Below are 26120 nucleotides of genomic sequence, written 5' to 3' on the forward strand. Positions count from 1 at the left end.
GGCCGCGGTCTCGGGGAAGCACGCCGACGCAAGCACGCGACCGGAGGGAGCGCGCAGCGAGGCGCGCGACCCGAGAACGCGGGGGCTTTCGGGGAAAGCGTCGTCGCCCTCGACGGCGTCGATAGAGAACGACACAGACGCGTCGCTGGCCGGTGCGGTGGCCCGAAAAGCGCCGAGGAGGAGGTCACGCGAGCGAAGCGAGAGTGACCAAAGTCTGCCGGAGATTTGAACCGGAGCAAGACGGTCCCGTTCGTTCGCTTTGCTCACGTCACGGGCTGCGTCTTGCAGGGTTCAAATCTCCTCACTGCGTTTACGTCCGCGCACGGCCAGCGACACAGGCGCGTCGCTGGCCGGTGCGGTCTCCCGAAAAGCGCCGAGGAGGAGATTTGAACTCCTGAGTCCGTGTGGACAGTTGCTTTCGAGGCAACCGCCTTGGCCAGGCTAGGCTACCTCGGCTCGTTCGATAGGAATTCGTCTTCGACTTTAGGGGTTTCGATAGGAGACAGACCAACTACGGGCAAACAGTCGTCGTGCTAACCGGTAACGCTAAACCGGGGCGGTCGCACGACAGGGACATGGACGTCACCGACGCGCGTGACGAGTGCGAAGCCGTCCTGAACGAAGTCGAGCGCGCGGTCATCACCGACCGCGAGTTCCTCGAAACGGTCCTCGTCGGCTTTCTCGCCGACGGCCACGTCCTCCTCGAAGACGTTCCCGGCACCGGGAAGACGCTGACCGCGCGGTCCGTCGCGACCGCGCTCGGGCTCTCCTTCCAACGCGTGCAGTTCACGCCGGACCTCCTCCCCGCGGACGTGCTCGGGACGCACGTGTTCAACGAGAAGTCCCGGGAGTTCGAGTTCCAGCCGGGCCCCATCTTCGCGAACGTGGTGCTGGCCGACGAAATCAACCGCGCGCCGCCGAAGACCCAGGCCGCGCTCCTCGAAGCGATGGAGGAGGGGCAGGCGACCGTCGACGGGGAGACGATGGAACTCCCACAGCCCTTCTTCGTCATCGCGACGCAGAACCCCGTCGAGCAGGAGGGGACGTTCCCGCTGCCCGAGGCGCAGATGGACCGGTTCGTCGCGAAGGCGGGCATCGGCTACCCCGACGAGTCCGGGGAACTCGACTTGCTCCGACGGCGCGCCGGCCGGACGACGCGCAGTCCGACCGTCGAAGCCGTCCTCGACGAGGACCGCGTGCAGGACGCGAAGCAGGCGCCCGAGGAAGTCCGGGTGGAGGGCGACCTCCTCCAGTACATGGTCTCGGTGGCGCGCGCCACCCGCGAGGACCGCCGCGTGGACGTGGGCGTCAGCCCCCGTGGCACCCAGCGCCTCTTCGAGGCGGCGCGCGCCCGCGCCGTCGTGAAGGGCCGCGAGTACGTCGTGCCCGACGACGTGAAGCGACTCGCGCCGAACGTGCTCGCACACCGCATCGTGTTGACGCCGGACGCCGCCGTGGAGAACGTCGAGAAGCAGGACGTGGTCGACAGCGTCCTCGAAGACGTGGCGGTGCCGACCGTCCAGCGCTAGTCGCGGAGCGCGTACGCGAGCATCGACGCCGCGAGCAGCAACGCGAGCAGTCCGGTCACCGGGAGACTCGCCGGGCCGTACTCGTAGACGACGTACGCGAACGCGGCGACGAGGACGGCGACCGACGCGGTGCTCGCGACGTGGACCAGCACCGCTTGTCCGACGCGGGCGTCTCTTCCGACGTCGTGTCCGAGGCTGACCGCGTGTTCCGCGGCGTCGTACGCGACGGTCGCGCCGACCCCGCCGAGGATTGCGAGGCGCGGGTCGACGCCGGCGCTCGCGCCGAGCACGAGTCCGAAGAACAGCAGGCCACCGCCCAGCGTGACGAGGTTCCGTCGGCCGTCGAAGCCGCCGTAGAGGAGGGCGACGGCGCCGAGGCCGCCGGCCGCGACGGGCGCGGCGCCGGTGGTGCTCGCGAAGAGCGCGAGCGCGGCGCCGACGGCGGCGGGCACGAGCGAGAGGACGGGCGGACGGGCGTCGAAGGCCGTCACGCCGACCACCCCCGTTCCGCGGTGGCGACGGCGAGCGCGAGCGGTTCGTCGGTCGTCCAGTCGACGACGCGCACGCCGCCCTTGCGGAGCGACCGGATGCGGGCGGCGCGCTCCAGCATGGCGACCTGCTGGCCGAACGTCCCGTCGCCCGTGACGTCCGGCGACACGACGGTCACGGGGTGGCCGCTGGCTTCCAGTCGGCGCACGTACTCGACGGCGTTGTCGTCGACGAGCGGCGAGCAGAACACCACCTGAGCGTCACCGGGGAGGTGTTTGCGGAGGCGCCGGAAGACGATACCGCCGAGGAACCGCCGGTCCGGCGGGTCGCGCGCGAACCCGCGGTCGGTGGCGAGCATCTCGCGAACGCGAGCGCGGTGTTCGCGCCCGAGGCCGGGTTGCAGCCACGCCCAGTGCGGGCCGAACGCCGCGACGCCGACCTGGTCGCCGGAGTCGAGGAGCGCGGACGCGACGCCGCCCGCGGCCTCCACGCTGTACTCGACGGCGTCCTCGCCGGCATCGTCGGCGACGTGAGAGCGGTCGCGGGTGTCGACGACGGCGACGACGCTCGCGGCGCGCTCCTCGCGGAACTGCACCGTCGAGAGGTCGCCCGTGCGCGCGAGGCGCTTCCAGTCGACCCGGGAGAGCGGGTCGCCGGTCCGGTACTCGCGGGTGGCGTGGAACTCCACGCCGGACCCGCCCGTGGAGGTCGGGACGCGCCCGACGCGTTGGACGGTCTGACTGCGCAGCGGGAACGAGTCCAGTTGCGGGAGCGCGGGCACGGACTGCAGGTCGGCGTCGACGAGCAGCGACGCTTGCACCTCGTGGGCGCCCGTGACGTCCCGTGCGACGACGTCGACCGGCGAGAACTCGTGGTCGCCGCGGGCCGCCTCGACGGTGTACGTCATCGACGCGCGCTTTCCGGCGCGTAACGCGGTGGCGAGACGCGGCGACCCGTCGACGACGTCGAGCGAACTCGGCACGCCGTCCACGAGGCGGAGGTCGGGGAGGAAGCCGCCGTCGTTCGTGACGGTGAGCGTCACGTCCACCTCGTCGCCGGGCTGGGGGTCGTCGGCGTGGACGGTGCGTTCGAGCGAGAGGTCGGGCGTCGGCGGCGTGAACACTCGCGCGTACGCCACGAACGCGACGCCGAACGCGCCCAACAGGAGCGCGCCCGGCGTCTCCGAGACGGCGCCCGCGCCGACCGCGAGCAGGGAGAGGCCGGCGGCGCCGCGCCACCGGTGGGTGTCGCGGAACTCCATCACGCCTCACCCCCGTCGAGGCCGGCGATGGACTGGAGTTCCGCGACGACGCGGTGGACCTGACGCTCGTAGACGGTCGACCGCCCGATGACGGTGCTGAACACGTCCTGTGCGGGCGGGTCGATGTCGTTACAGAAAAACGACGCCGCCGTCGTGTCGTCGGTCCACGTGCCGTCGTCCAACTGGGACTTGGCGTCCTCGCGGCTCACGCCGCGGGCGTCCACGAGCACCTGTATCGCGAGCAGTTCCATGCGCTCGCGGAACCGGTTGCCGGACGCGCTCGCGATGAGGTCGCCGGCGCCCTCGCGGAGGCGTTCGTCGACGTCCGCACCCGGACGCGGCGGCTCGTATCGGTCCTCGAGGTGTTCGTTGCGTTCCTCGTCGTCGCTCGCGTCCCGGAACTCGGTGTGTCGGCGCGAGAGGTACGTCGTCACGCCCAGCAACAGCGCGAACCCGCCGACGATGACGGTCGGGACGTCCGGGAGGCGGACGGTGTCGACGACGCCGGGCTGGACGACCACCGCGAACCCGAGCAGCGAGAACACCAGCCCGAACACGAGGAGGACGCGACGGACGACCGTCATTCGTCATCCCCCTCCGCGTACCGGTCCTCGATGGCGCGCAGAGCGTCCACCGCGCGCCGTTCGCGGTCCTCGGTGGCGTCCTGTCCGCCGTACCGCACGTCTCGGAACAGGTCCGTGAGCGTGTCGACGTGTGCGTCCGCCATGCCCGCGTCGCTGGCGGCGGCCGCGAAGTCGCCGGGCGTGCTCGTCTCGGGGTCGCCGACGTCGATGTGGTCGGTCATGTCCCGCCACGCGCGGTACACCTCGTTTTCCACGTCGTCCGCGTCGTCGATGCGGTCCGCGGCGTCGCCCGCCGCGGCGCCGACCGCCGCGAGCGCGTCCTCGTCCTCGGGGCCGGTCTGGACCGGTTCGGGTTCGTCGACTTCCTCGACCGCGTCGTCGCCGCTCGCGCGGTAGACGAGGACGGCGAGGACGAGCGCGGCGACGACCAGCAACGCGAGCAGTGCGGGCGGCGACAGCAGCGTCTCCGTCGCGCCGCCCCCGCCGCCACCGCCGGCGACGCTCGACGAGTCCGACGAGATGTTGGGGAGGGCACTCGTGCCGCCGGGTTCGAAGGACGCCGTCCCGCAGTCGGTGAGGACGAGCCACAGCGGCGTGGCGAACAACACCAGCGGGAACAGGACGCCGAACGCGAACACCGCGCCGTCGCGGCGCTTCAGGTACCAGCCGAGGCCGCCGACGACGAGGAGGGCGGCGCCGAAGAACACGGGCGACGTGAGGAACGGGATGCAGGCGCCCGCGAACTCGATGCTTCCGCCCGAACTGTTCGACTGCTGGTCGTTTTCGTCGTCGCCCCCGCCACCGTTGTCACCGGGGGTGTCCGCGGGCGGGGCGCCGGCACCGCTGCCGCCGCCGGGTGGTGCTTGCGGATTCACGACCGTCGCGGCCGCGAGCGACACCGCGAGTACGCAGAGGAGGGCGATTATCAGGGCGCGAACGTTTCGGTCCACTGTGCCGCGGTTACGGGGAGGAGTCCAAAGGTCTTGCGGACGTCTGTCGCGTCAGTCCGTCACGAGGCGTCACGTCGGGTCGGGGGCGTAGGCCGGGCCGACACGCAAGTCCAGCGCGCTCGGGCGGGCGCGGGCCGCGAGTTCCTCGTGCGTGCTGAGTTCGCCGTCGCGACTGAACGTGATGGGGCCGTCCTCGCTCGCGACGCGGAGGTCGCTCGTCTGGAGGTGCGTGACGCCGTCGGTCTGCCGGCCGAGCAGGCGGTGGGCGACGCTCTCCGCGACGAGATTCCGATTCGGCATCTGTTCGACGACCACCACGTCGAAGCGGCCGTCCTCCATGTTCGCCTGGCCGCCCTTCTCCACGAACCGCCGGGCGTTCCCGACGAGCACGCACAGCGCCTCGCCGGACCACAGTTTCCCGCCGTCGCCGTCCTCCAACGTGACCCGGAGCGCGTCGAACTGGAGAGCCTCCTGAGCGCCCGTCAGGAGAAAGGCGAGCGTCCCGAACCGCTCTTTGAGGTCGCCGCTCGCCGCGACGCTCGCGTCCGCCGGCAGCCCCGCGATGCAGGACACTGCGAACGGTTCGTCGCCTGCCACCCCGAGGTCGACGGTGCGGACGTCGCCGGTGTCCGCGACTTCGACGCCGTGTTCGATGTCGCGCACGCCGACGTTCCCCGCGAGGATGTTCGCGGTGCCCGCCGGCACCACGCTGAGCGTCACGTCACCGAGGTGGTTCGCGGACGCCAGACCGCGGAGCACGTCGTTGACGGTGCCGTCACCGCCACAGACCGCGAGTTCCGATACGTCGTCGCGTCCGGCTTCCAGCCCCTTCCGGGCGGCGTCCTCGGGCCCCGTCGTCTCCACGACCTCGAAGCCGCGCGCCGCCATCAGCCGCCGCACGTAGTCGGTGTGGTCGCCCGTCCCGCTGACGGGGTTGACGATGCACCGACGCGAACCGACTTGCATATCCGGACGGTCGCGCCCGAGCGGTTTAACTCGGACGGCATTCCGCACGCGGCGATAATTCAGGCCTGAATTACTAAATTTTAAATTACACAAGGCGTGATTCGCGGACAATGCCCGACCGAGTCGAGTCCGTGCCGGCGCCGGTGCCGCCGGGCGACCCCGACGCGTGGTACGCCCCCGACGTGCGCGCCCAGTACGAGGTCCACCCCGGCGTCGTCGTCACCGTCGCCGAGCGCGGCGCCGGCGAGTTCGCGTACGACGCGCGAGCGCCGCCGCTGAGCGCGACCGACGAGCAGTCCCTCCGACGCGTCACCGACTACTTCGCGGACGCGCAACTCTCCCGGCCGCGAACGCGAGAGGGCACGCGGGAGCGCGTCGCCGCCGGTCTCGCCGAGAAACACCGACGCGTGCTCGCTCGGCTGACGGACTGCTCGCCCGCCGCGCGCCGCCGAATCGAGTTCCACGCGCTCTGTGAACTGCGCGGCCTCGGTGACCTCACGCCGCTCGCGCTCGACGACGGCGTGGAGGTCGCGGACGCCGCGAGCGACGCGCTCGTCGTCCACACCGCCGACTACGCGCCCGCCGTCACCGACCTGCCCGCGGACCCGCCGCACCTCGACCGCTTTCTCTCGGAGCGACTCGCGCGGTACACCGTCCCGTTCCGCGAGTTCGAGATTCCGGTCGTCGTCTACCGCGAACACGTCCTCGGACGGGACGCCTTCGACACCAAGTACGCCGTCCGCGAACCCGACCGCCTCCCCGGCGACGACGACCTCGTCGCCGAGTGCAAGGAACGCATCTGGGAGACGAGCGTCGAGGGCGTCCTCGGCGACGGCCCCGACCGCACCGAGTTCGTCGCCGAGCGCGCCCGCGAGTTCCTCACGCGGCGGCTCACCGTCCGGAACACGCGAGCGTGGCTGGACGCCACGAAACACCGCATTCGCGGGGCGCTCGCGGAGTACGGGCTCGCGGTGCCGCCCGTCGGCCGCCGGTTCTCCGACGACCGCCTCGACGACCTCGCGTACTACGTCCTCCGTGACTTCGTCGGCGACGGCGAACTCACCGTCCCGATTCGGGACAGCCGCCTCGAAGACGTGGAGGCCAACGCGGTCGGCGAGCGCGTGAAAGTCGTGCCCCGCGGCGACTTGCGTGCGCACGGCGAACGCCTCCCGACGAACCTCGTGTTGGACGACGAACAGCGGTTCGTCAACCTCGTCACCCAACTCGCGGCCCGCGACGGCGTCGAACTCAACGCCTCGAACCCCTCCGCGAAGGTCAACCTCGAACCCGCGGAGGTGGACGGCGACGTGACGATTCGGTGTGCCGTCGCGCTCCCCGTCATCAGCGAGAACGGCCCGCACGTCTCCATCCGCAAACAGGCCGCCGACGCGCTCACGCCCGTCGACCTGCTCCGCCGCGACAGCGTCTCGACGGACGTGGTCGCCCTGCTCTGGATGGCGTACGAACACCACGGCGTCGTGCTGTTCTCCGGTCCCACGGGAGCGGGAAAGACGACGCTCATGAACGCGCACATGCCGTTCGTACCCTTCGACGACCGCCCCATCAGCATCGACGAGGGGAGCCGAGAGGTCCGCCTCCCCCACGAGACCGGCGTCTCCCTGACAACGCGAGACCACGAGCGCGAGTTCAAGCGCGTGTCGATGGCCGACCTGATGACCGAGACGAACTACCTCAATCCGGACGTCGAAGTCATCGCGGAGATCAACACCCGCGAGTCCTTCGAGAGTTTCGCCCAGATTCTGAACACGGGACACGGCGTCGTGGGCACGACTCACGCCGAGGACGTGGAGACGCTCGTGAACCGCGCCATCGAACAGGGCGTCCCCGCGTACCTCCTGCGGGAGGTCGACCTCGCGGTGTTCCCGCGGCACGTCGACGGCGACCGCTACGTCGGCGAGGTCGTCGAACTCGTCGGCGACGCGGGACCGGACACCGAGACCGTCGAGAAGGACGGGAGTTCGGTCCACTTCCGCCGCGTCGTGGAGCGGGAACCCGGCGGCGGCTTCGACTTCGCGGGCGCCGACGACGTGCGCTTCTTCGAGCGCCTCGCCGACCGCACCGACCGCTCGGTCGGCGACGTGCGCGAGGAGTTCCGGCAGAAGCGCCGGTACGTCGAGTACCTCGACCGCGAGGGCGTCACCGACTTCCGGGAACTGTTCGGTCTGCTGTCGGACCTGCGCACCGACGAGGCCGCGACCGTCGAGCGCCTCCGGCGGAGGGCCGGCGAGTGACGGCGACGCTCGGTGTCCTCGACCGCGCGCTGTACGCGCTGTTCGCGCGGCAGGCCGACCACACGCGCCACGAAACCGACCGCAAGCGCTACCGGGCCACCCACATCGACGCGAGTTTCGACGTCTACCTCGCCCGCGTCTACGGCGCGTCGTGGCTGGCGTTCGCCGCCGTCGCCGCCCTCGCGGTGGCGGTCGGCGCGGTCCTCCCGAGTGCCGTCGCGCCCGTCACCGACCCGTCGCCGCTCGCGCCGACGTTCACGGTCGCGGCCGTCCTCGGCGTCCCGCTCGGGTTCGCGGCGAAGCGCGCGACGGTCTGGACCGGCGGCCACTACCTCGGGTGGCGGGCGCGTGTCCGCCGGTCGGACATCGAGGGGACGCTCCCCGGCGCGGTGCGGTATCTCTCTGTGCTCGCGTCGGGCACCACCGACGAGCGCGAACTGCTCTCCCGGGTCGCGGAGCGCCCGGAGGCGTACGGCGAGACGGCGCTGGCGTTCCGCGACGTGCTCAACACCGCCGAACTCACCGGGAGCGTCGACCGCGGCCTGCGCGTCGTTGCGCGGGACACCCCGAGCAGGGAGGTGCTCGCGCCGTTCCTCCTGAAACTCCGGGAGCACGCCGCACAGGGCCCGGACGCCGTCGCGCAGTACCTCGAACTCGAATCCCGGATGCTCGCCAACCGCCGCGAGCGCACCAGAGAGCGCGCCACGGGCTTCCTCGAACTCGTCGCCGAGTTGTTCATCGTGTTGCTCGTGTTGCCCGCCCTGCTGGTCATCGTCGCCACCGTCCTGAGCGTGCTCGCGCCCGGCCTCGGAAAAGAAGTGGCGACGCCGCTGGGCGCCGCGACGGTACGCGAACTGCTCGTGTTCGGAAGCGGTGTCTTCGTACTCGTCGTCGGCGCGCTCGCGGCGTGGCTCGTCGAGTCGATGCGCCCGCGGGGATTCTCGTGGCACGGCCACGCACGCTCGTCGGGGCTGGGCATCGTCGCGAACGCCGCCCGGAACCCCGCCGACGCCGCCCTTGTCCTCGCGCTCCCCGCCGCCGGCGTCGCCGCCTTGCTCTGGGACTACGGCCTCCGCCCGGCGAACGTCGCACTCCTAGGGTACGTCGCGTTCGCCGTGCCCGTCGGCCTCGTCGCCACCCGCCGCGCGCGACTCGACGACGCGAAGGACCGCGAGATTCAGGACTTCGTGCACGCCGTCTCCGGCCACGTCAGCCTCGGCCGGCCGTTCGGCGACGCCGTCGAGCGCGTCGCCGAGGACGTCGACCTCGGCCCCCTGAACCCGGACGTGGCCGACCTCGCGTTCAATCTCTCGGTCACCACCCACGACGAGGACGTGCGCGCCGCCGCCCTCCGTCGGTTCGTCGACCGCGTCGACACCCAACTCGCGGCCCAGACCGTCGGCCTCGTCTCCGGCGCGCTGGACGCCGGGAGCGACGCCGATGCCGCCTTCGAAGCGCTCCAAGCCGAGGTCGGGCGACTCTACCACGAGAAGCGCGCGCTCCGGTCGCGCCTGCTCGTCTACGTCGCCGTCGGCTGGACCACCGCCTTGCTCGTAATCGGCATCACGGTCGCCGTCAATCTCGCCGTCCTCGACAGTTTCGCGCAGTTGTCCTCGGTGTCGAACGCGGCGAACGCGGGCGGCCTCGCCATCGACCCGAGCGCAGTGAATCTCGAACGCGACCGCTACCGCTTCTACCTCGTGACGCAGGCGACGATGCTCGCCTGCGGGTGGTTCGCGGGCGCCGCGAGCCGCGGGAAGTACGACGCCCTGCTTCACTCGGGTCTGCTCGTGGCGTCGGCGTACCTCGTCTTCCGCGGGGTGGGACTGCTGTGAGCGACCGCGGCCAGTCGAACGTCGTCGGCGTCGCACTCCTGCTCGGCGTGACCGTCGTCGCGCTCGCCGCGCTCACTGCGAGTGTCGGCACCGTCGTCGACCAGCACGCCGCCGCGAGCGACAGCCGCCGGGTCGCGGCCGACCTCGACAGCGCCATCGACGCAATCGAAACCACGGGCGTCCATCGCGAGGACGTCTCGTTCACGCGCGGGCACCTCGACGTCGTGCCTCGGCAAGTGCGCGTCCTCGACAGCGGCGGCGTGGTCGCCGAAGTGGACGCGAACGCGCTCCGGTTCACATCGGGCGACCGCGGCGCGACCTACCTCGCGGGGTCCGTGATGGCCCACGGGAGCGGGTGGTCGCGAACGCGAAGCCGACTCCCGATTGCCGCCGACCCCGACGTGCTCGTCGTGAGCGTCCCCGCGCTCCGCGGCGACGTCGGCGTCTCGGCGAACGGCGGCGCGACGTACACGCTCCGGACGAACGTCACCCACCACCGGCGCGCGCTCGGCGACGCGGGTTACCGGGTCGCCGTCGAGACCGAGCACGTCGACGCCCTGCGCCGGCAGTTCGAGGAAACGGGCGCGACCGTCTCAATCCGAGATATCGACGGCGACGGCGTGCCGAGCGTCGTCGCCGAGTACTCGGGCGTTCGGACGGCCTACCTCGTCGTCCACGAGACGGAGGTGGCGGTGCTGTGAGTCGGACTCGGAGCCGCGGCGTCGCGCCCGCCGTCGGGAAGGCCCTCGAAGCCGGCATCGTCGTGCTGTTCGTCGCAGGCCTCACGACCACGCTGTTCGGCGGCGTCGTGCCGGACGCACAGAACGCGGCCGCCGGCGAAGTCGGAGAGCGCGCGCTCCAGCACGCCGCCGCGAGCGTCGAAGACGCGGTGCCCGCGGTCGGCGCGAACGCCACCGTCGAGCGCCGCATCGAGCTGCCGAAGACGATTCGCCGGCAGGGCTACCGCGTCGCCGCCGAGAACGGGTCGCTCGCGCTCGTCCACGACCACCCGAGCGTCGACGGGCGGACGCCGCTCGCGCTCCCGGAGCGCGTACGCGAGGTACGCGGGAATCTGACACCGCCGGACGCTGTGGTGCGCGTCGAACCGCGTCCCGGCAGCGGACTGGTCGTCCTGCTCGGAGAGGGTGACGGATGACGGAGCGAGCGCAGTCGAACCTCCCGGCGCTCGCCACCGCGCTCCTGCTCGTCGGCGCGAGCGTCGGGCTGGCAGTCGGCGTCGCGGCGGGCGCGTTCGCCGGCGCCGACACCGACCCCGCGGACGCACGTCTCGCCGCGTCGCTGTCGGAGCGCCTCGTCTCCCCCGACGGCCCGCTGTCGGCGCGCGCGAACGTGCTGTCGGCGGCCGCCGTCGCAAACGCGAGCGCGAGCGCCGACTGGCTCCCGGAGGACGCGGCGGTGCGCGTCACACTCGACGGCGAGGCGGTCGTCTCGCGGGGCGATGCGGGGCGCGGCGCGACGATTCGGCGGGTCGTCCTCGTCGCCGACTCCGAGCGTCGGACGCTCGAGCCGACGTTCGCCGGCCGGAACGCGGTGACGCTGCCGCGGCGCACCGCGAACGCGACGCTCACCTTCGACCCCGCGCCCGCGACCCGAATCACGACGGTTCGCGCGAACGGCAGGGTCGTCCTCCGCGACCCCGATGGCTTGGACGGCGCGTACGACGTGGCACTGTCCAGATACGACACCGTGGAACTGACCTTCGACGCGAACCGCGACCTCGCGCCGGGGAGCGTACGCGTCGCGTACCGGGCAGAGGTCACGACGAAGGCCGTGCTCGGGGTGACCGTCGATGCGTAATCGTAGCCGAGAACGAAACCCCGGTCGAAGTCGCGGCCAACTGTCGCTTCCGGTCGTGGAGGCGGGCGTCGGTGTGCTGTTCGTCGTCGCCGTCGCCACCGCGTTCGCGTTCGGGACGCCGACGGGCGGCGTCTCGCAGGAGGCCCAACTGGACGCGTACGCGCAGGACGCCGCGACCGTGCTGGCGAACGAGCCGCCCCAACACGGCGGGAGCACGCGCCTCGCCGAGGTGGCGTCCTCCGAGGCGGCGTTCGACCGCGAGGCCGGGGCGCTGGAGAATCGCGTCTCCCGAATCCTCCCGGACAACCTCATGTTCCGGGTGGCGACGCCCAACGGCGCGGTCGGGTTCGTGCGCCCGTCGAACGTCCCGACCGGCGTCGCGCGCGTGCCGACCGGGAGCGGCGAGGTCACCGTCTGGGTGTGGTACGCGTGACTCGCGTCGAGCGCGGCCAGCTGGTGTTGGTCGCGGCGGCCGTCGCGGCGCTCGCGCTGGTGCCGGTGGTGGCGGCGTACCTCCAGTTCGGGTACGCGCCGGCCGTCGCCGACACGGACGCCGACCACCCCTCGCGGGTGTCGCGGGCGCTCGACAGCCTCGCGGACGACGCGGCCGAGCGCGCGACCGGCGCTGACTGGAGCGACCGCGAGCGCGCCGTCAAGCGCCTCCGGGAGTCGCTCGGGCCGCGACTGCGAACCGTCGAGCGCGCGAGACTCGGGGACGGCATCGTGGCGAACGCGTCCTACGACTCGATGCTCGCGGACGGCGTCGCGTGTCCCGGCGGCGCCGGTCGGTCGTTCGGCGCGTGCGAGAACGTCGGCGGCGTCGTCGTACAGGAGCGCGACGGCGAGACCGTCGTCGTCGCAATCGCGTTCGAAGTCAGGGTGACCACGCCGTCGGGGACGGTGCAATTCGAACGCGTGGTACGCCCGCGGTAGCGCAAGCCGCCGGCGTCTACTCGTCGGCGAACTCCTCGAACCCCCACTCCTCGGCGCGCTCGGCGGCCTCCTCTCGGGCGCGCTCCCGGATGGCTTCGACCTTCTGCTCGTCCGCGAGGAACGCCTCGACGGCGTCCACGTCGTCGGTCGGCGCGTCCACGTCGGCGGCCTCGCGGGTGCGTTCGGCGAGCGCGTCGTCCCCGGCGAGTCGCGCCGCTGGCGTGTCCGGCGCGACCGAACACCGCTCCGTCCGCGGGACGGGGCCGTCCTCGCCGGCGTAACACTCCACGCGGAGCGGCCCCGGCGCCGCGAAATCGGCGAGCGCGGACGCGCCGCCGCGTCCCGTGCCCGTGTGTTCGACGTGCGTCGGCACGCCGTCGTCGAACGCGACGACGCCCGCGCCGTCCTCGTCGAACAGGAGGGCGTCCTGGGGCGTGAACACCGCGTACCCCGTGAGTTCGCGGTCGAGCGCGAGCGAGAGCGCGTCCGCCGGGTCGGCGACGACGCGCGCGAACGTCAGGTCGCTCATGGCTGCTCGGGAACCACCGCGCTCCGGAACCGGTCGGCGACCGATTCGGCGTCGCTCGCGTCCACGTCGATGGCGTCGGCGACCCGGCGGTAGGCGGCCGCGGCGTCGCTCTCCGGCGCGTACGCGAGCAGGGGTTCACCCGCGCGCCGCGCCGCCCGTACCGCGTCGGACTCGGGGACGGTGCCGAGCGTCGACCCGTCGAAGTAGCGCTCGGACTTGTCGGCGACGCGCTCGACGGCGCCGGGGTCGGCCACCTTGTTGAACACGACGCCCGCGACGCCGGTGCCGTAAGACGTGGCGTACTCCTGGACCTTCAGGCCGTCAGAGATAGCGGGAATCGTCGGCTCCAACACGAGCACCGCGCGGTCGGCGAGGACGACGGGGAGGACGGCGCTCCGGCTCGCGAGCGTCGCCGGCGAGTCCAACAGGAGCACGTCGGTGTCCGCGGCGAGGTCGGCGACCACGTCGCGCAGTCGGTCGGGGTCGGCGGCGCGGAAGTCGCCGAGGCTCGTCCCGCAGGGGACGACGCGCATCCCGTGGCGCTCGTAGACGGCGTCCGAGACGGTGGCGTCGGCGTCCGAGAGCAGGAGGTCGTGGAGCGTCACCTCGGCGTCCGCGAGCCCCGCGTGGAACAACAGATTCGCCATCCCGGTGTCGGCGTCCACGACGGTCACGTCGTAGTCCTCGGCGAGCGCCATCCCGAGCGCGAGCGTGCTCGTTGTCTTCCCCGTGCCGCCTTTCCCGCTGGCGACGGCGAACGCCTCAACCATCGTCGCCCTCCGGGCGCAACGCCGCCCTGACCACGTCGCTGTCCTCCGGGAGGTCGTCGAGTCGCCGGTCGGCGTCGGCGCGGCGCTCGCGCACGTCGGCGTCCGGCTGGCCGAGCGCGCGCTCCCGGCAGGCTTCGTAGAGCGTCGACACCGACGCCCGGTACGCCGCGATGTGCTCGGCGCGCTCGACCGCCGCCCGAACTGCAGTCTCGTCGCTGGCGGCACACGTCACGTCGGCGTCCACGTCGGCGGTGCCGACGACAACGACCGGCAGCCCCGGCGCGCGCGACCGAACGGTCGCCACGACGGCCGCGGGGTCGGCGACCGCGCTCGCGTAGACGACCGCGACGGTCGCGTTCTCGCGGGCGACGGCGTCACCGACCGACTCGGCGTCGGCTGTCACCACGTCCTCGGAGACCACGTCCCCGAGAGGGGGCCCGTCGCCGTCCGCGACTGAGACAATCACGTGTAGCGTATTCGCGCAAACCGGCAAAATATTTTCGGAGGCTGCAACGGTAAACTTTGCGTCGTGTTCGCGTCTACAATCCCTGCTGCGACACCGATATCTGCGTCACCGGAACACATTAGTCCACGTCACGCGACCACAGAACGACTCCGATGCCATCGGTCATCCGCGTCCTCCACGTCGAAGACGACCCCGGCTTCGCCGACCTCGCCGCGACGTTCCTCGAACGCGAAGACGACAGACTCGACGTCGCCACCGAACACCGCCCCGAGGACGCACTCGACCGACTCGAGGACGAACAGTTCGCCTGTGTGGTCTCCGACTACGACCTCCCCGGACGCGACGGCATCGAGTTCCTCGAAGCCGTCCGCGAGGACTACCCCGACCTCCCGTTCGTGCTGTTCACCGGGAAGGGCAGCGAGGAGGTCGCCAGCGACGCCATCTCCGCGGGCGCGACCGACTACCTCCAGAAGGAGACCGGCACCGAACAGTACGCCCTCCTCGCCAACCGCGTCGTGAACGCCGTCGACCAGCACGAATCCCGCACGAGTTACCGCGAGATATTCGAGAAAGCCGCCGACGGCATCTTCCTCCACGACCCGGAGACCGGACGCATCAACGACGTGAACCCGAAGGCCGCAAAGATGCTCGGCTACGAGCGCGAGGAACTCACCGCGATGGACGTCGGTGAGTTCAGCGCCGACAGCCCCGAGTTCTCCCAAGACGAAGCGAGAGACCGCGTCCGCGCTGCCGTCGAGGAGGGACCACAGACCTTCGAGTGGCTGTTCGAGTCGAAAGACGGCGAGGAGTTCTGGATAGAGGTCCACCTGAAACGCGCCGACATCGACGGGCGCGCGCAAGTCATCGCGATGACCCGCGACGTCAGCGAACGCAAGGAGCGCGCGCGACGCCTCCAGAGCCAGAAGGAGAAAGTGGAAGCCCTCCACCGGGTCGCGACCGACATCGAAGCCAGCGAGGACCGGTCCGACGTCTACGACCTCGTGCTCGCCGCCGCCGAAGACATCCTCGACTACGACCGCGGCATCGTCGACACCGTCGACGGCGACCGCCTCGTCCCCGTCGCAATCCCCGAGGGCGTCCCGGAAGCCGAGTACCACGAATCCATCCCGGTCGACGCCGACGACAGCCTCGCGGCGCGCGCCTACCGGACCGGCGACGCCATCGTCGTCGACGACGTCTCGTCGGTCGACGTCGCGCCCGCCGACCCGACGTACCGGTCGGCGCTCACCGTCCCGATTACCGGCTACGGCGTGTTCCAGGCCGTCGCGAGGGAGCGCGGCGCGTTCGGCGAGACCGACCGCGAACTCACCGAACTCGTCGCGACACACGCCCGCGAGACGCTCACGCGACTCGAACGCGAGGCCGAACTCCGAGAGTACGCCGCCGAACTCGAACGCCAGAACGAGCGCTTAGACGAGTTCGCGAGCATCGTCAGCCACGACCTCCGCGGCCCCCTGAACGTCGCCAGCGGCCGCGTCGCTCTCGAACGCGACGCACGCGACAGCGACGACCTCGACATCGCGGTCGACGCGCTCGACCGCATGGACCGAATCGTCGACCGCACGCTCACGCTCGCCCGCGACGGCCGAGCGGCCGGCGACACCGACCGCGTCGCCCTCGAAGCGACCGCGCGGCGCTCGTGGAGCGTCCTCGACACGGACGGCGCGACCCTCGACGTCGTCGGTGATGCCGCCATCGACGCCGACCCCGAGCGACTTCAGCACCTCTTCGAGAACCTCTTCCGAAACTCAGTCGAACACGGGTCGACTAACGGCGAGAGCGTGACGGTGACGGTCGGCGCGACCGACGACGGCTTTTTCGTCGCCGACGACGGCCCCGGCATCCCCGCCGAGGAACGCGACACCGTCTTCGACCGCGGTCACACCACCGACGAGGACGGCACCGGCATCGGCCTCGCCATCGTCGAGGAGATTGCCGACGCCCACGACTGGAACGTCACCATCTCCGAGAGCGACAGCGGCGGCGCGCGCTTCGACGTGACCGGACTCTGTGACGAGTGACCGAGCCAGGGACGGCGAGAATCGGACCGTGCAGAACAGTCAGACGGACGTGTTCGAAACTACTCGATTGGAACTCAGAGAGAAGTCCGCCCTCCCCGATTTGAACGGGGGGCAAGTCGATCTACAGTCGACTGCTCTACCAGTCTGAGCTAAGGGCGGGCGCATCAGAATGTACGCCGTGGGCGAAATTTAAGGGTTGTCATTCGGCGTCGGACGTTTGGCCGAGACTTATTACCCCGGGGTTGGTACGTAGTACCGAACGGACATGTCGAAGATAACGTTCCGGGCGGACGACGACCTCGTGGCGGCCGTCGAGGACCTCGACGAGTCCAAGAGCGAGGTGATGCGCGAGGCGCTGCGCGCGTACCTCGACGAACACGGCTCGTCGGACGTCGGCGGCGCGGAGTCGCTGGACGCGGTGGTCGCGGAGCGCGTCGACGAGTTGGTCGACGAGCGCCTCGGTTCGCGGCGGGCGCCCGCACGGGACGTGAACGTGAACATCTCGGTGGAGTCCGCGGAGGGACTCCGAGCGACGGAGGGCCGGGAACGCGAGTCGCGGCCCGCGACGGACGGCCGCCGGGAGCCCGCGGGTCGCGGCGGCGAACAGGCGTGTGCGCAGTGCGGGGAGGCGGTGTCAGACGACCACGTTTACTGCCCGAACTGCGGGGAGAAGGCGAGTCGCCGCGTGTTCTGCGAGTGCGGCGACGAGGTTCGCGCTGACTGGGCGTTCTGTCCGCACTGCGGCCGTCGGACGGCGTCGGCGAACGCCCTCGACAGGTAAGACACCTGTTTACACGGGCCGTTAATTATATAATGTGTGACGCTCTGGGTAGTGGTACGTAAGACGGTCGTCTTACAGAGAATCGGGCGACGGCGCGGTCATGCCGCGTATCGCCGTCTTCTGTAAGACAGTTCGTGCGGTCGACCGGTGCCGTCTTACCACAAACGGGGAATCCAACCATGGAGCGTGTGACACTCCGCATTCCGGAACAACAGATCGACGAGGTGGAACAGATGGTCGAACGGGGGAAGTTCCCGAACCGCAGCGAGGCGATTCGCTCGGCCGTTCGAGAGATGATAGACGAGCAGACCGACCAGACCAGCCCGAAAGGCTGGGCGAAGGTGTAGACAGATGCAGGACATCGTTCAAGACGCCCTCGACAACGCAGAAGCAGAGCAGCGAGAGATGGACGCCAGCAGCGAGGGCGACGAGTTCGGCGACCCGCGAATCGTCATCGTGGGCTGCGGTGGCGCCGGCAACAACACCGTCAACCGCCTGTACAACATCGGCGTCGAAGGCGCCGACACCGTCGCCATCAACACGGACAAACAGCACCTGAAGATGATCGAGGCCGACACGAAGATTCTCGTCGGGAAGTCCCTGACGAACGGCCTCGGCGCCGGTGGCGACCCCTCGATGGGCGAGCGCGCCACCGAGATGGCACAGGGTACCATCAAGGAGGTACTCGGCGACGCGGACCTCGTGTTCGTGACCGCCGGCATGGGCGGCGGCACCGGCACCGGTGCGGCGCCGGTCGTCTCCAAGATCGCGAAAGAACAGGGCGCAATCGTCGTGGGCATGGTCTCGACGCCGTTCAACGTCGAGCGCGCACGCACGGTGAAAGCCGAGGAAGGTCTGGAGAAGCTCCGCACGGAGGCGGACTCCATCATCGTCCTCGACAACAACCGCCTGCTCGACTACGTCCCGAACCTCCCAATCGGGAAGGCGTTCTCCGTGATGGACCAGATCATCGCGGAGACCGTCAAGGGCATCTCGGAGACGATTACGCAGCCGAGTCTCATCAACCTCGACTACGCCGACATGACCGCCATCATGAATCAGGGCGGCGTCGCGGTGATGCTCGTCGGCGAGACCCAGGACAAGAACAAGACCAACGAGGTCGTGAAGGACGCGATGAACCACCCGCTTTTGGACGTGGACTACCGCGGCGCGAGCGGCGGACTCGTCCACATTACCGGTGGTCCGGACCTCACGCTCAAAGAGGCCGAGGGCATCGCGGACAACATCACCGAGCGACTCGACGCTTCGGCGAACGTCATCTGGGGCGCGCGCATCCAGGAGAACTACAAGGGCAAGGTCCGCGTGATGGCCATCATGACCGGCGTGCAGTCCGCGCAGGTTCTCGGCCCGAGCACGCAAAAGCAGGCGGACAAGTCCCGCGCTGAACTCCAGGACGTCGAGTCCTCGAGTTCGAAGCAGCGAGCGGCCGACAACGCCTCCTCGGGCGGTAGCTTCGGCGCGCACTCGGACGGCGGCACGGACGAGGTCGAGCAGAACAACGGCCTCGACGTCATCCGGTAGACGCTCTTCTCTCGCCGCTTTCGCCACGAAACACTACCTTCGGTTGGTCTCCGACGCCGAGCGTTCGCTCGGCGCGCGCACGCTCCGTTCGCCGCGCTAGACGGCGTTGACGGCGTCGACGAGCGCGCACTTCCGGCACCGGTCGCGGGTCGTGGGCGCGCCGCAGTCCTCGCACTCCCCGACCTCTCGGTCTTCGTCGCCGTACTCGTCGGCGGCGAGCCCCGCGAGTTCCTCGTAGCCCGCCATGATGGAGTGCCGCGTGCCGGGGTGGTTCTCTTCGAGTTTCAGCATGAGGTCTTGAATCTCGCCGCGGAACGCCTCGCTGGCGTGCGGGCACTCGGCCATGTGTACCGGGAGGTCCCGCAGTTGGGCGTACAGCGCGATTTCCTTCTCGGGGACGTCCCGGAGCGGTTTCGCGCGCGGAATCATGCCGTCTTTCTCGTTGCGTTCGTCGAAGGGGCCGAGACTGGCGTCGAAGTGCTTCGCGACCTGTTCGACGTTCCCCTCCAGGATGTTCATCAGCGCGGTCTCGGCCTCGTCGTCTAAGTTGTGGCCGGTCAGGAGTTTGTCGGCGCCGAGGTCGTCGGCGTACCGCGCGAGGATGTCCCGCCGGAACACCCCGCAGTACGCGCAGGGCGCCATGTCGAGTGGGTCGTCCTCGGCGACGTCGTCCATCTGCACGTCGAACTCCTCGTCGTACGTGACGACCTCGTGGCGGATGTCGCGGTCCGCGGCGAGTTCCTCGCAGGCGTCGAGGCTGGCGTCCCGGTAGCCCTCGATGCCCTCGTGGATGGTGAGCGCGACCATCTCGACGCGCGGGTCCTCCTCGAAGGTGTCGTGGAGGATGTCGGTGAGGACGACGCTGTCCTTCCCGCCGGACAGCCCGACGACCCACGTCTCGGGGTCGTCGGGCGTGGCGTCCGCGGGCAGCATGTCGTCCTCGCGGACGCGGCGGCGCACGCGGCGTTCCACGCTCTCGAAGAGGTGTCGCTCGCAGAGGTGGGTGCCGGAGTACGCCGCGTGCATCACTGCCTCGCGGTCGCACTTGGTGCAGTTCATCGCCGTGACGTTGTGTTGGGCGCTGTTTCACCGTTTCGCCTCGGGCGAGCGAACCGACCGATAAATCACACTTCGCGATAGCAAATTCGGGTGCGCGGCGGAATCCCGCGCACAGATTCGAACGCGACCGAGCGCGGCGGCTGTCCGGCGAAAGAGCGCAGAAAGGAGTTTCCGGCCGTTTCAGGCGTTCTCGTCGTGGAACCACGCAGTGAGCGTCTTCGTCGCGCGCTTCTCGACGCCGTGGGGGACGAAGACGAACGGAATCGGGCTGTCGAACGCGCGGTCGCCGTACAGCCCCCAGTCGCCGACCGAGCGGGTCGTGCCGCCGTACGCGATGGGGATGTCTTCGAGAGCCTGTGGCTCGTACTCGGGGACGTAGGACTGCTCGATCCAGATTTCGCGAGTGGGGACGCCGAGTTCGCCCGCGAGTTCGCGTTCGAGGCGGTCGCGGTTCTCGGTGAGCCAGTCGCCGAAGGCGTCTATCGGCGCGTCGACGCGGTCGGCGTACGCGATGCGGTGTTTCCAACAGGTCTCGGGGAACTGCCGGCCGCGGAAGCGGTCGTAGTGCGTGGCGAGCGCGGAGTCGGGGTTGTCGCGGGCGGCGACCCGCAACCGCTCCATGATGGTGTTGTCGTCGACGCCCTCGCTGACGACGTTGTCGACGGTGACCGGCGGGCGGTCGGCGACGGCCGCGAGTTCGTCGAGGAGGTCACGGAGCAGCGCGTGGGCGTACACCGACTTGTGGTGCTGGGTGACCCACATGTAGACGGCGATGCGGCCCTCGAGGTAGTTCCCGATGGTGGACAGCGCCTTGTCCGAGAGCGCGAGGCCCTCGTCGGGGTGGGCGGTGTAGGACGCGACCATGCGCGCGGTGTCGAAGGAGAGGACGTCGGCGCCGGTCATCTCGTTGTCGCGGACGATGTAGTCGAGGCGGTCGACGTCGATGGGGGAGTGGAGAATCTGGGCGGCGACGCCGTGTTGCCAGCGCCCGCCGCGTTCGTACGCGAGGCTGTACCCGAGGATGTGCGCGCAGACCTCGTGTGGGTCGACGTCCACGTCGCGGAGGGCGTCCGCGAACTCCCGGCAGACGAGCAGGCAACCGAGGAGTTCGTGCGCGCTGGCTTCCCGGATGGGGGCGTCGCCGACGCCGGCGTCCTCGAAGGTGGCCTGGAGGCCGTGGTCGGCGAGGCGGGCGCGAATCTCGTCGGTGTCGAGGAAGCGCTCGCCGAGGTGGGAGAATGGCGGGTGACCGACGTCGTGGAGGAGCGCCGCGCACTCGAGCGTGCGCTGGATGTCGTCGAGTTCGGCGGTGGTGGCGTCCCGGTAGAAGTACTGCTGTTCGCGGAGGTTCTCGAAGACGGTCTTCGCGAGGTGATAGACGCCCAGCGAGTGCTCGAAGCGCGTGTGGTTCGCGCCGGGGTAGACGAGGTTCGTCGCCGACAGTTGGCGGACGTGGCGGAGTCGCTGGAACGGTTTGGTGTCGAGGATGCCGTCGACGAGCGCTCGGTCGAGGTCGACGTAGCCGTGGACGGGGTCTTTGAGTTGCGTACTGGGCATGGCTGGGTGGCCGTCCGGAGTGGACGCGCCGGAAGTGTCGATGACAGGGCGTGGAGAGCCGTCGGTCTTACGGTCGGCAGCGGCAAGTCCCAGCGTCGTCCGAGAGCGTCCCCGGTTCGTGCTGAGCAGGCGAGTCCAGTATCCGCAAACCGCGCTTTCGATTTCAGAAACTCATAAGTGCCGTAGTCGCCAAACAAATAATTAGACGAATCTAATCTAGGTTGTCTCCCACTATGGTACTCGACACGCACGACGAGACGACGAGACGGCAGGTACTGCGAGCAGGCGGGGCGGCAGCACTCGCAGGCCTCACGGGTTGCACAGCACTACCGAGCGCACCGGTAGAAGCCAGCGGTGACGACGACGAACCGGTCGCCGTGGCGTCGTTCTTCAGTTTCTACGACTTCGGCAGACAGATCGCCGACGGCACCCCGCTGACGGTGAAGAATCTCGTCCCGACCGGGCTCCACGGCCACGGCTGGGAGCCGAACGCCCGCATCACGAAGCAAATCATCGACGCCGACGCGTTCGTCCACGTCGGCGAGGACTTCCAGCCGTGGGCCGACCGCGCAATCGAGACGGTTCGCGGCGACAACGTCGACACCGCACTCATCAACGCCCGCGAAGGCGTCGAACTGGTGGACCTCGCCGCGACGCTCGACCGGGACGAGGAGGGCGTCGGCTCCCAGCGCGGCAAGGACCCACACTTCTGGCTGGACCCCCGGCGCGCGAAGCAGTCCGTCGACAACATCGCCGACGGGTTCGCCGAGATTCTCCCCGACTACGCGGACACGTTCCGGGAGAACGCGGACGCCTACAAGACCGACGTGTTGGACCGAATCGACGCCGACTACGCTGACATCTTCGACCGTGCGAGCCGCGACATCGTCCAACTGGCCGCCCACAACGCCTTCCAGTACATCGGCGTGCGGTACGGCGTCGAGATGCGGCCGCTGGTGACGAACCTCGCAGCGAGCGGCGACGTCAAGCCAGCGGACATTCGTGAGGCCGCCCGGGTCATCCGGGAGAACGACATCCGGTACATCGCGAACGGCGTCTTCGAGGCCCAGCGGCCGGCCGAGCAACTGGTCCGCGAGACGGGCGTCGAGGCGTACTTCCCCGTGACGCCGTACGCGGGCGTCCGCGAGGAGTGGGTTACGGAGAACTGGGGCTACGAGGAGATCGCGTACAACATCAACATGCCGACGTTCGAAATCGTCCTCGGCAACGAGACGCCCGCGGAGGCCGCGCCGTGGGACGGCTGGGTGGACGAGTGGCAGAACTTCGAATCGATATGAGCACGCCAGAAACCGCGACAACCGACGACAGCACGGACGAGACGACGGCGCGAGACGAGAGCGACCGAGCCACCGAACCGGTCGTAGCCCTCGACGGCGCGACGTTCGGATACACGGCGACGCCGGTCGTCGAAGACGTCTCCCTGACCGTCGACCCCGGCGAGTACGTGGCCATCGTTGGGCCGAACGGCTCCGGGAAGTCGACGCTGATGCAGTTGGTGCTCGGATTGCTCGAACCCGACTCGGGGTCGGCGAGCCTGTTCGGCGAGCGCGCCACCCGGTTCGACGACGGCGAGCGCGTCGGGTACGTCGCCCAGCACGCGAGTTCCTCGAAGGAGATGCCCATCACCGTCCGCGAAGTGGTGAAGATGGGGCGGTTCCCGCACCTCGGGTTCGACCGGCTCCGCGCGGACGACCGGCGGCTCCGCGACCGGTTCACCGAAGCCCCGCTGGAGACGGCGCGAGCCGTCGGCGGCGCGCTGTCGGGCCGGCTCTCCGAAGCGGACTGGGCGGCCGTCGACGACGCGCTCGCCACGGTCGGCATGAGCGCGTTCGCCGACCGCCGCATCACGGAGCTCTCGGGCGGCCAGCGACAGCGCGCGTTCATCGCTCGGGCGCTGGCCAGCGAGGCCGACCTGCTCGTGCTCGACGAACCGACCGTGGGCGTCGACGCCGAGTCCGTCGACGCGTTCTACGACCTGCTCGCGGCGCTGAACGACGCGGGCATCACCGTAGTGCTCATCGAGCACGACCTCGGCGCGGTCGTCGAACGCGCCGAGCGCGTCGTCTGTCTGAATCGCGAAATCTACTTCGACGGGCCGAGCGACGAGTTCGTGGAGAGCGACGCGCTGGCTCGCGCCTTCGGCACCGAAGCCAGATTCCTCGCGGGGGTGGACGAATGACTGTCGACGTCGCGTTCCTCGCGAGCGTCCTCGCCGCCGTCGACCCCTCCCTGCTGGTACCCTTACAGAGCGGGTTCGGCGCGGTCGGCGGAGCAATCTTCGACGTCCTCCGCTGGGTTCTCGAACAGTGGTACTGGCTGATGGACTGGGCGTACTACTTCACGGACCTGGAGATGCTGAACCCCCGGTACCGGTACATGCAACGCGCGATTCTCGTCGGGCTCTGCATCGGCGTGATGGCGCCGCTCATCGGGACCTTCCTCGTCCACCGCCAGCTCGCGCTCATCGGCGACGCGCTCGCCCACACCGGGTTCGCGGGCGTCGCAGTCGGCCTGTTCCTGAACGCAGTCATCGACCTCGGCGTGTCGCCGTACCTCACCGCCGTCGTCGTCGCGATGATTGCGGCGCTGTTCATCGAGTTGATTTCGGAGACGACAGACGCCTACAACGACGTCTCGATGGCCATCGTGCTCTCGACGGGGTTCGCGCTCGGGACGACGCTCATCAGCCTGAACGCGGGCGGCCTCGCGGTCGGCGTGAACCAGTTCCTGTTCGGGAACCTCGCGACGGTGTCCCCGCAGAGCGCGGCCATCCTCCTCGTGTTGTTCGCGGTCATCGTCGGCACCGTCGCCCTCACCCGGAACCAACTGCTGTACGTGACCTTCGACGAGACGGCGGCCGCCGTCTCCGGCATCTCCGTGAACTGGTACAACCGCGTGATGGTGATGCTCACCGCGATGGTGGTCGTCGGCGCGATGCAAATCATGGGCGTCATCCTCGTCGCCGCGATGCTCGTGGTGCCGGTCGCGGGCGCGACGCAGGTGTCCCGGAGTTTCTCCGAGTCACTGCTGGTGTCGGTCGTGCTCGCCGAACTCGCGGTGCTACTGGGTATCTCGGTCGCGTACTACACCGGCGTCACCGCCGGCGGCATCATCGTACTGATGGCAGTCGGCATCTACGTCTGCGCGGTCGCAATCGGGAAACTCCAGACGCTTCGGAACGACGATGGAACCCCCGAGATGGGGAGCATCGAGGCTGGAGACGCCGACATCGGTTCGCGCGCGAGCGACGACTGACGGCCGACCGCTCTCCTGCGGGCGCTAGCCGTTCGCGTACGCCTCGAACTCGCGCCCGAACAGCGCGAAGTACGCGACGCCGACGAGACCGATTGCGGTGGCGAGCGAGAACGCCAGTTCGGGGCCGGCGGTCACCGACGCGCCGGCGACGCGGAGCGTCCAGTCCCCGCCGTACAGCAGGCCGCCGACGGCCGCGCTCGGGATGACGACGGTGTTGCGCACGAGGTAGTAGGCGCCAGTCACGCGCCCGCCGGTGTCCTGCTCGGCGGGCCCGACGATGAGCGCCTTGTGCGCTGGCAGGCCGGCGAACCGCAGGCCGGAGAACGCGAACAGCGCGACGAGCACCCACTGGTTCGCGGGCGCGAGAATGAGGAGCACGGGGAAGACGGCGTACACGAGAAACCCGAGGCCGACCACTGGCTTCAGGCCGGTGCGTTCGGCGAGCGCGGAGACGGGGACCTTCGTGAGGATGGCGACGGCCATCTCGACGGAGAGCAGGACGCCGAAGAACGCCGCCGGCCCGATGGAGACGCCGAATCCGGTGAAGCCGACGTCGAGGTACCGGGTGACGACGACCACGAAGAAGACGTACACCATCCCGTTCGCGAACCGAATCAGAGTGTCCGCGACCAGCAGCGGGCGGAGCGTCTCGGGGAGGTCCCGGAGGTCCGAGCGAATCGTGTCGAGGCCCTCGAAGGAGTCGCCGACGGTGTCCTCCTCGTCGACGTCGTAGAGGACGTGCTGGGCGACCGTCGCGACGGCGGCGAACCCGGCAGCGAGCAGGAGGACGTACCGGAAGCCGACCCGGAACTCGTAGACGGCGAGCACGACGGCGGCGATGGCGGGGCCGAGCAGGAAGCCGACGCGCCGGAAGATTTCGGTGGACGCGAACCCCATCGCCAGCCTGCCGGGTTCGACGGACTGTTTGACGATGGCGAACGTCGCGCCGAGGCCGAAGGACTTCCACGCCTGCGTCAACAGCAGGCCGACGAACACCCATATCCACGGGCCGAGGGTGCCGCCGAGTTCGAGGCCACCCAACGCCACGACAGGGACGCTGATTGCGGGGAGATTCGGCGCGACGGCCCACACCACGAACCCGAGCGTCGTCACGACAGCGAACGCCGTCAGCGCGACGCGGGAGCCGACGCGGTCCGAGAGCGCGCCGCCCGGGTACGGGTACACCGCCGAAATCAGGTTGCCGAGACTGCCGTACAGCCCGACGATGCCCGCGCCCGCGCCGAGCGTGTACATGTACTCGGGGACGTACCGCGTGGTCATCTGGAACGCGAGACTGAACACCAGCATCGCCACGGACAACACGAGCACGTCGGGCTCCAGCGCGAAGAACTGGCGGTAGGAGTCGAGCGCGTCCACCCCGTCACCGGCGTCCTCCGCGGCCCCGTCTGCCATGTGCGTGGACTGGCGGCGAGCGACCGAATAACCTCGGGTCGTGGCGGCGCCGGCGCGGGCCGGGGCGG

At 69.9% G+C, this 26120-nt stretch carries 26 protein-coding genes and 2 tRNA genes; 15 read left to right on the forward strand and 13 right to left on the reverse strand.

Annotated elements, in window-relative coordinates; genetic code table 11:
- Nucleotides 1–371 precede the first annotated feature (371 nt).
- Nucleotides 372–456, reverse strand: a tRNA-Ser gene (locus LT972_RS11675).
- 119 nt (nt 457–575) lie between these two features.
- Between LT972_RS11675 and LT972_RS11680 the strand changes: the two genes are divergently transcribed.
- Entirely contained in the window at nt 576–1529 is a 954-nt protein-coding gene (locus tag LT972_RS11680) for an AAA family ATPase (protein ID WP_232570557.1), read from the forward strand.
- On the opposite strand, the gene LT972_RS11685 is transcribed toward LT972_RS11680, so the two are convergent.
- From LT972_RS11685 to LT972_RS11705, 5 genes are all read right to left on the reverse strand, one after another.
- Nucleotides 1526–2020 carry a DUF7519 family protein gene (locus LT972_RS11685; protein WP_232570558.1) on the reverse strand — a complete coding sequence of 165 codons (495 nt, stop codon included), beginning with the start codon at nt 2018–2020 and terminating at the stop codon, nt 1526–1528. The genes LT972_RS11680 and LT972_RS11685 overlap by 4 nt on opposite strands.
- Entirely contained in the window at nt 2017–3279 is a 1263-nt protein-coding gene (locus LT972_RS11690) for a DUF58 domain-containing protein (protein WP_232570559.1), read from the reverse strand. Before LT972_RS11690 ends, LT972_RS11685 begins: the two co-directional genes overlap by 4 nt.
- Nucleotides 3279–3863 (reverse strand): DUF7269 family protein, encoded by a 585-nt coding sequence (locus tag LT972_RS11695; protein WP_232570560.1) that lies wholly within the window; start codon nt 3861–3863, stop codon nt 3279–3281. The genes LT972_RS11690 and LT972_RS11695 overlap by 1 nt, the downstream gene beginning before the upstream one ends.
- The gene (locus LT972_RS11700) at nt 3860–4813 is read right to left on the reverse strand and encodes a DUF4129 domain-containing protein (protein ID WP_232570561.1); all 954 of its coding nucleotides are present in this window, start codon (nt 4811–4813) and stop codon (nt 3860–3862) included. Before LT972_RS11700 ends, LT972_RS11695 begins: the two co-directional genes overlap by 4 nt.
- 69 nt (nt 4814–4882) lie before the next feature.
- Nucleotides 4883–5779, reverse strand: coding sequence for a diacylglycerol/lipid kinase family protein (locus LT972_RS11705; RefSeq protein ID WP_232570562.1), 897 nt, complete (start codon nt 5777–5779; stop codon nt 4883–4885).
- Between the two features lie 110 nt (nt 5780–5889).
- Between LT972_RS11705 and LT972_RS11710 the strand changes: the two genes are divergently transcribed.
- From LT972_RS11710 to LT972_RS11740, 7 genes are read left to right on the forward strand one after another with little or no spacing between them, the layout of a single operon-like run.
- The gene (locus LT972_RS11710) at nt 5890–8031 is read left to right on the forward strand and encodes a type II/IV secretion system ATPase subunit (RefSeq protein ID WP_232570563.1); all 2142 of its coding nucleotides are present in this window, start codon (nt 5890–5892) and stop codon (nt 8029–8031) included.
- The gene (locus LT972_RS11715; protein ID WP_232570564.1) at nt 8028–9866 is read left to right on the forward strand and encodes a type II secretion system F family protein; all 1839 of its coding nucleotides are present in this window, start codon (nt 8028–8030) and stop codon (nt 9864–9866) included. The genes LT972_RS11710 and LT972_RS11715 overlap by 4 nt, the downstream gene beginning before the upstream one ends.
- Nucleotides 9863–10567 carry a DUF7289 family protein gene (locus LT972_RS11720; protein WP_232570565.1) on the forward strand — a complete coding sequence of 235 codons (705 nt, stop codon included), beginning with the start codon at nt 9863–9865 and terminating at the stop codon, nt 10565–10567. Before LT972_RS11715 ends, LT972_RS11720 begins: the two co-directional genes overlap by 4 nt.
- On the forward strand, nt 10564–11022 hold the full coding sequence (locus LT972_RS11725) for a DUF7266 family protein (RefSeq protein ID WP_232570566.1): 459 nt from the start codon (nt 10564–10566) through the stop codon (nt 11020–11022). Before LT972_RS11720 ends, LT972_RS11725 begins: the two co-directional genes overlap by 4 nt.
- Nucleotides 11019–11684, forward strand: coding sequence for a DUF7263 family protein (locus tag LT972_RS11730; RefSeq protein WP_232570567.1), 666 nt, complete (start codon nt 11019–11021; stop codon nt 11682–11684). Before LT972_RS11725 ends, LT972_RS11730 begins: the two co-directional genes overlap by 4 nt.
- Nucleotides 11677–12117, forward strand: coding sequence for a DUF7262 family protein (locus tag LT972_RS11735; RefSeq protein WP_232570568.1), 441 nt, complete (start codon nt 11677–11679; stop codon nt 12115–12117). Before LT972_RS11730 ends, LT972_RS11735 begins: the two co-directional genes overlap by 8 nt.
- Nucleotides 12105–12617, forward strand: a complete 513-nt coding sequence (locus LT972_RS11740) for a DUF7261 family protein (protein ID WP_232570569.1) — start codon at nt 12105–12107, stop codon at nt 12615–12617. The genes LT972_RS11735 and LT972_RS11740 overlap by 13 nt, the downstream gene beginning before the upstream one ends.
- Nucleotides 12618–12633: 16 nt before the next feature.
- On the opposite strand, the gene LT972_RS11745 is transcribed toward LT972_RS11740, so the two are convergent.
- The 3 genes from LT972_RS11745 to LT972_RS11755 are packed head-to-tail and all read right to left on the reverse strand — an operon-like array spanning nt 12634 to nt 14382.
- Nucleotides 12634–13146, reverse strand: coding sequence for a hypothetical protein (locus tag LT972_RS11745; RefSeq protein ID WP_232570570.1), 513 nt, complete (start codon nt 13144–13146; stop codon nt 12634–12636).
- Nucleotides 13143–13916, reverse strand: a complete 774-nt coding sequence (locus LT972_RS11750) for a nucleotide-binding protein (RefSeq protein WP_232570571.1) — start codon at nt 13914–13916, stop codon at nt 13143–13145. Before LT972_RS11750 ends, LT972_RS11745 begins: the two co-directional genes overlap by 4 nt.
- Complete coding sequence (locus LT972_RS11755; RefSeq protein WP_232570572.1) at nt 13909–14382, reverse strand: hypothetical protein; 474 nt, start codon at nt 14380–14382, stop codon at nt 13909–13911. Before LT972_RS11755 ends, LT972_RS11750 begins: the two co-directional genes overlap by 8 nt.
- Before the next feature lie 152 nt (nt 14383–14534).
- On the opposite strand from LT972_RS11755, the gene LT972_RS11760 reads away from it, so the two are divergent.
- On the forward strand, nt 14535–16424 hold the full coding sequence (locus tag LT972_RS11760; RefSeq protein ID WP_232570573.1) for a PAS domain S-box protein: 1890 nt from the start codon (nt 14535–14537) through the stop codon (nt 16422–16424).
- A gap of 85 nt (nt 16425–16509) precedes the next feature.
- Here the strand turns inward: LT972_RS11760 and LT972_RS11765 are convergent.
- A tRNA-Tyr gene (locus LT972_RS11765) sits at nt 16510–16583 on the reverse strand.
- A 106-nt stretch (nt 16584–16689) separates the two neighbouring features.
- Between LT972_RS11765 and LT972_RS11770 the strand changes: the two genes are divergently transcribed.
- The 3 genes from LT972_RS11770 (at nt 16690) to ftsZ (ending at nt 18747) form a co-directional block, all read left to right on the forward strand.
- A complete protein-coding gene (locus tag LT972_RS11770) occupies nt 16690–17205 on the forward strand; it encodes a double zinc ribbon domain-containing protein (protein ID WP_232570574.1) in 516 nt (171 codons plus the stop codon).
- A 179-nt stretch (nt 17206–17384) separates the two neighbouring features.
- Nucleotides 17385–17552, forward strand: a complete 168-nt coding sequence (locus tag LT972_RS11775) for a ribbon-helix-helix domain-containing protein (protein ID WP_232570575.1) — start codon at nt 17385–17387, stop codon at nt 17550–17552.
- Nucleotides 17553–17556: 4 nt separating this feature from the next.
- Complete coding sequence (ftsZ, locus tag LT972_RS11780; RefSeq protein ID WP_232570576.1) at nt 17557–18747, forward strand: cell division protein FtsZ; 1191 nt, start codon at nt 17557–17559, stop codon at nt 18745–18747.
- Nucleotides 18748–18843: 96 nt separating this feature from the next.
- Here the strand turns inward: ftsZ and ncsA are convergent, their stop codons facing one another.
- Together ncsA and LT972_RS11790 are read right to left on the reverse strand one after the other, a co-directional pair.
- The gene (gene ncsA / locus LT972_RS11785; RefSeq protein WP_232570577.1) at nt 18844–19806 is read right to left on the reverse strand and encodes a tRNA 2-thiolation protein NcsA; all 963 of its coding nucleotides are present in this window, start codon (nt 19804–19806) and stop codon (nt 18844–18846) included.
- 180 nt (nt 19807–19986) lie between these two features.
- Nucleotides 19987–21363 (reverse strand): HD domain-containing protein, encoded by a 1377-nt coding sequence (locus LT972_RS11790; protein WP_232570578.1) that lies wholly within the window; start codon nt 21361–21363, stop codon nt 19987–19989.
- A 233-nt stretch (nt 21364–21596) separates the two neighbouring features.
- Here LT972_RS11790 and LT972_RS11795 point away from each other — a divergent pair, with 233 nt between their 5' ends.
- The 3 genes from LT972_RS11795 to LT972_RS11805 are packed head-to-tail and all read left to right on the forward strand — an operon-like array spanning nt 21597 to nt 24639.
- Entirely contained in the window at nt 21597–22661 is a 1065-nt protein-coding gene (locus tag LT972_RS11795; RefSeq protein WP_232570579.1) for a metal ABC transporter substrate-binding protein, read from the forward strand.
- Nucleotides 22658–23563, forward strand: coding sequence for a metal ABC transporter ATP-binding protein (locus LT972_RS11800; RefSeq protein WP_232570580.1), 906 nt, complete (start codon nt 22658–22660; stop codon nt 23561–23563). Before LT972_RS11795 ends, LT972_RS11800 begins: the two co-directional genes overlap by 4 nt.
- On the forward strand, nt 23560–24639 hold the full coding sequence (locus LT972_RS11805) for a metal ABC transporter permease (protein WP_232570581.1): 1080 nt from the start codon (nt 23560–23562) through the stop codon (nt 24637–24639). Before LT972_RS11800 ends, LT972_RS11805 begins: the two co-directional genes overlap by 4 nt.
- A 24-nt stretch (nt 24640–24663) precedes the next feature.
- Here LT972_RS11805 and LT972_RS11810 read toward each other — a convergent pair whose 3' ends face one another.
- Nucleotides 24664–26052, reverse strand: a complete 1389-nt coding sequence (locus LT972_RS11810) for an MFS transporter (protein ID WP_232570582.1) — start codon at nt 26050–26052, stop codon at nt 24664–24666.
- Nucleotides 26053–26120: the final 68 nt, after the last annotated feature.

This window comes from Halobacterium litoreum (assembly GCF_021233415.1).
GTDB lineage: Archaea > Halobacteriota > Halobacteria > Halobacteriales > Halobacteriaceae > Halobacterium > Halobacterium litoreum.

Bases quoted from the DNA above. Each gene is read 5' to 3' on its own strand.
- LT972_RS11680 (WP_232570557.1), top strand. From the start codon at position 576: ATGGACGTCACCGACGCGCGTGACGAGTGCGAAGCCGTCCTGAACGAA.
- LT972_RS11690 (WP_232570559.1), bottom strand. From the start codon at position 3,279: ATGGAGTTCCGCGACACCCACCGGTGGCGCGGCGCCGCCGGCCTCTCC.
- LT972_RS11695 (WP_232570560.1), bottom strand. From the start codon at position 3,863: ATGACGGTCGTCCGTCGCGTCCTCCTCGTGTTCGGGCTGGTGTTCTCG.
- LT972_RS11705 (WP_232570562.1), bottom strand. From the start codon at position 5,779: ATGCAAGTCGGTTCGCGTCGGTGCATCGTCAACCCCGTCAGCGGGACG.
- LT972_RS11710 (WP_232570563.1), top strand. From the start codon at position 5,890: ATGCCCGACCGAGTCGAGTCCGTGCCGGCGCCGGTGCCGCCGGGCGAC.
- LT972_RS11730 (WP_232570567.1), top strand. From the start codon at position 11,019: ATGACGGAGCGAGCGCAGTCGAACCTCCCGGCGCTCGCCACCGCGCTC.
- LT972_RS11735 (WP_232570568.1), top strand. From the start codon at position 11,677: ATGCGTAATCGTAGCCGAGAACGAAACCCCGGTCGAAGTCGCGGCCAA.
- LT972_RS11745 (WP_232570570.1), bottom strand. From the start codon at position 13,146: ATGAGCGACCTGACGTTCGCGCGCGTCGTCGCCGACCCGGCGGACGCG.
- LT972_RS11750 (WP_232570571.1), bottom strand. From the start codon at position 13,916: ATGGTTGAGGCGTTCGCCGTCGCCAGCGGGAAAGGCGGCACGGGGAAG.
- LT972_RS11760 (WP_232570573.1), top strand. From the start codon at position 14,535: ATGCCATCGGTCATCCGCGTCCTCCACGTCGAAGACGACCCCGGCTTC.
- LT972_RS11770 (WP_232570574.1), top strand. From the start codon at position 16,690: ATGTCGAAGATAACGTTCCGGGCGGACGACGACCTCGTGGCGGCCGTC.
- LT972_RS11775 (WP_232570575.1), top strand. From the start codon at position 17,385: ATGGAGCGTGTGACACTCCGCATTCCGGAACAACAGATCGACGAGGTG.
- ftsZ (WP_232570576.1), top strand. From the start codon at position 17,557: ATGCAGGACATCGTTCAAGACGCCCTCGACAACGCAGAAGCAGAGCAG.
- ncsA (WP_232570577.1), bottom strand. From the start codon at position 19,806: ATGAACTGCACCAAGTGCGACCGCGAGGCAGTGATGCACGCGGCGTAC.
- LT972_RS11790 (WP_232570578.1), bottom strand. From the start codon at position 21,363: ATGCCCAGTACGCAACTCAAAGACCCCGTCCACGGCTACGTCGACCTC.
- LT972_RS11795 (WP_232570579.1), top strand. From the start codon at position 21,597: ATGGTACTCGACACGCACGACGAGACGACGAGACGGCAGGTACTGCGA.
- LT972_RS11800 (WP_232570580.1), top strand. From the start codon at position 22,658: ATGAGCACGCCAGAAACCGCGACAACCGACGACAGCACGGACGAGACG.
- LT972_RS11805 (WP_232570581.1), top strand. From the start codon at position 23,560: ATGACTGTCGACGTCGCGTTCCTCGCGAGCGTCCTCGCCGCCGTCGAC.
- LT972_RS11810 (WP_232570582.1), bottom strand. From the start codon at position 26,052: ATGGCAGACGGGGCCGCGGAGGACGCCGGTGACGGGGTGGACGCGCTC.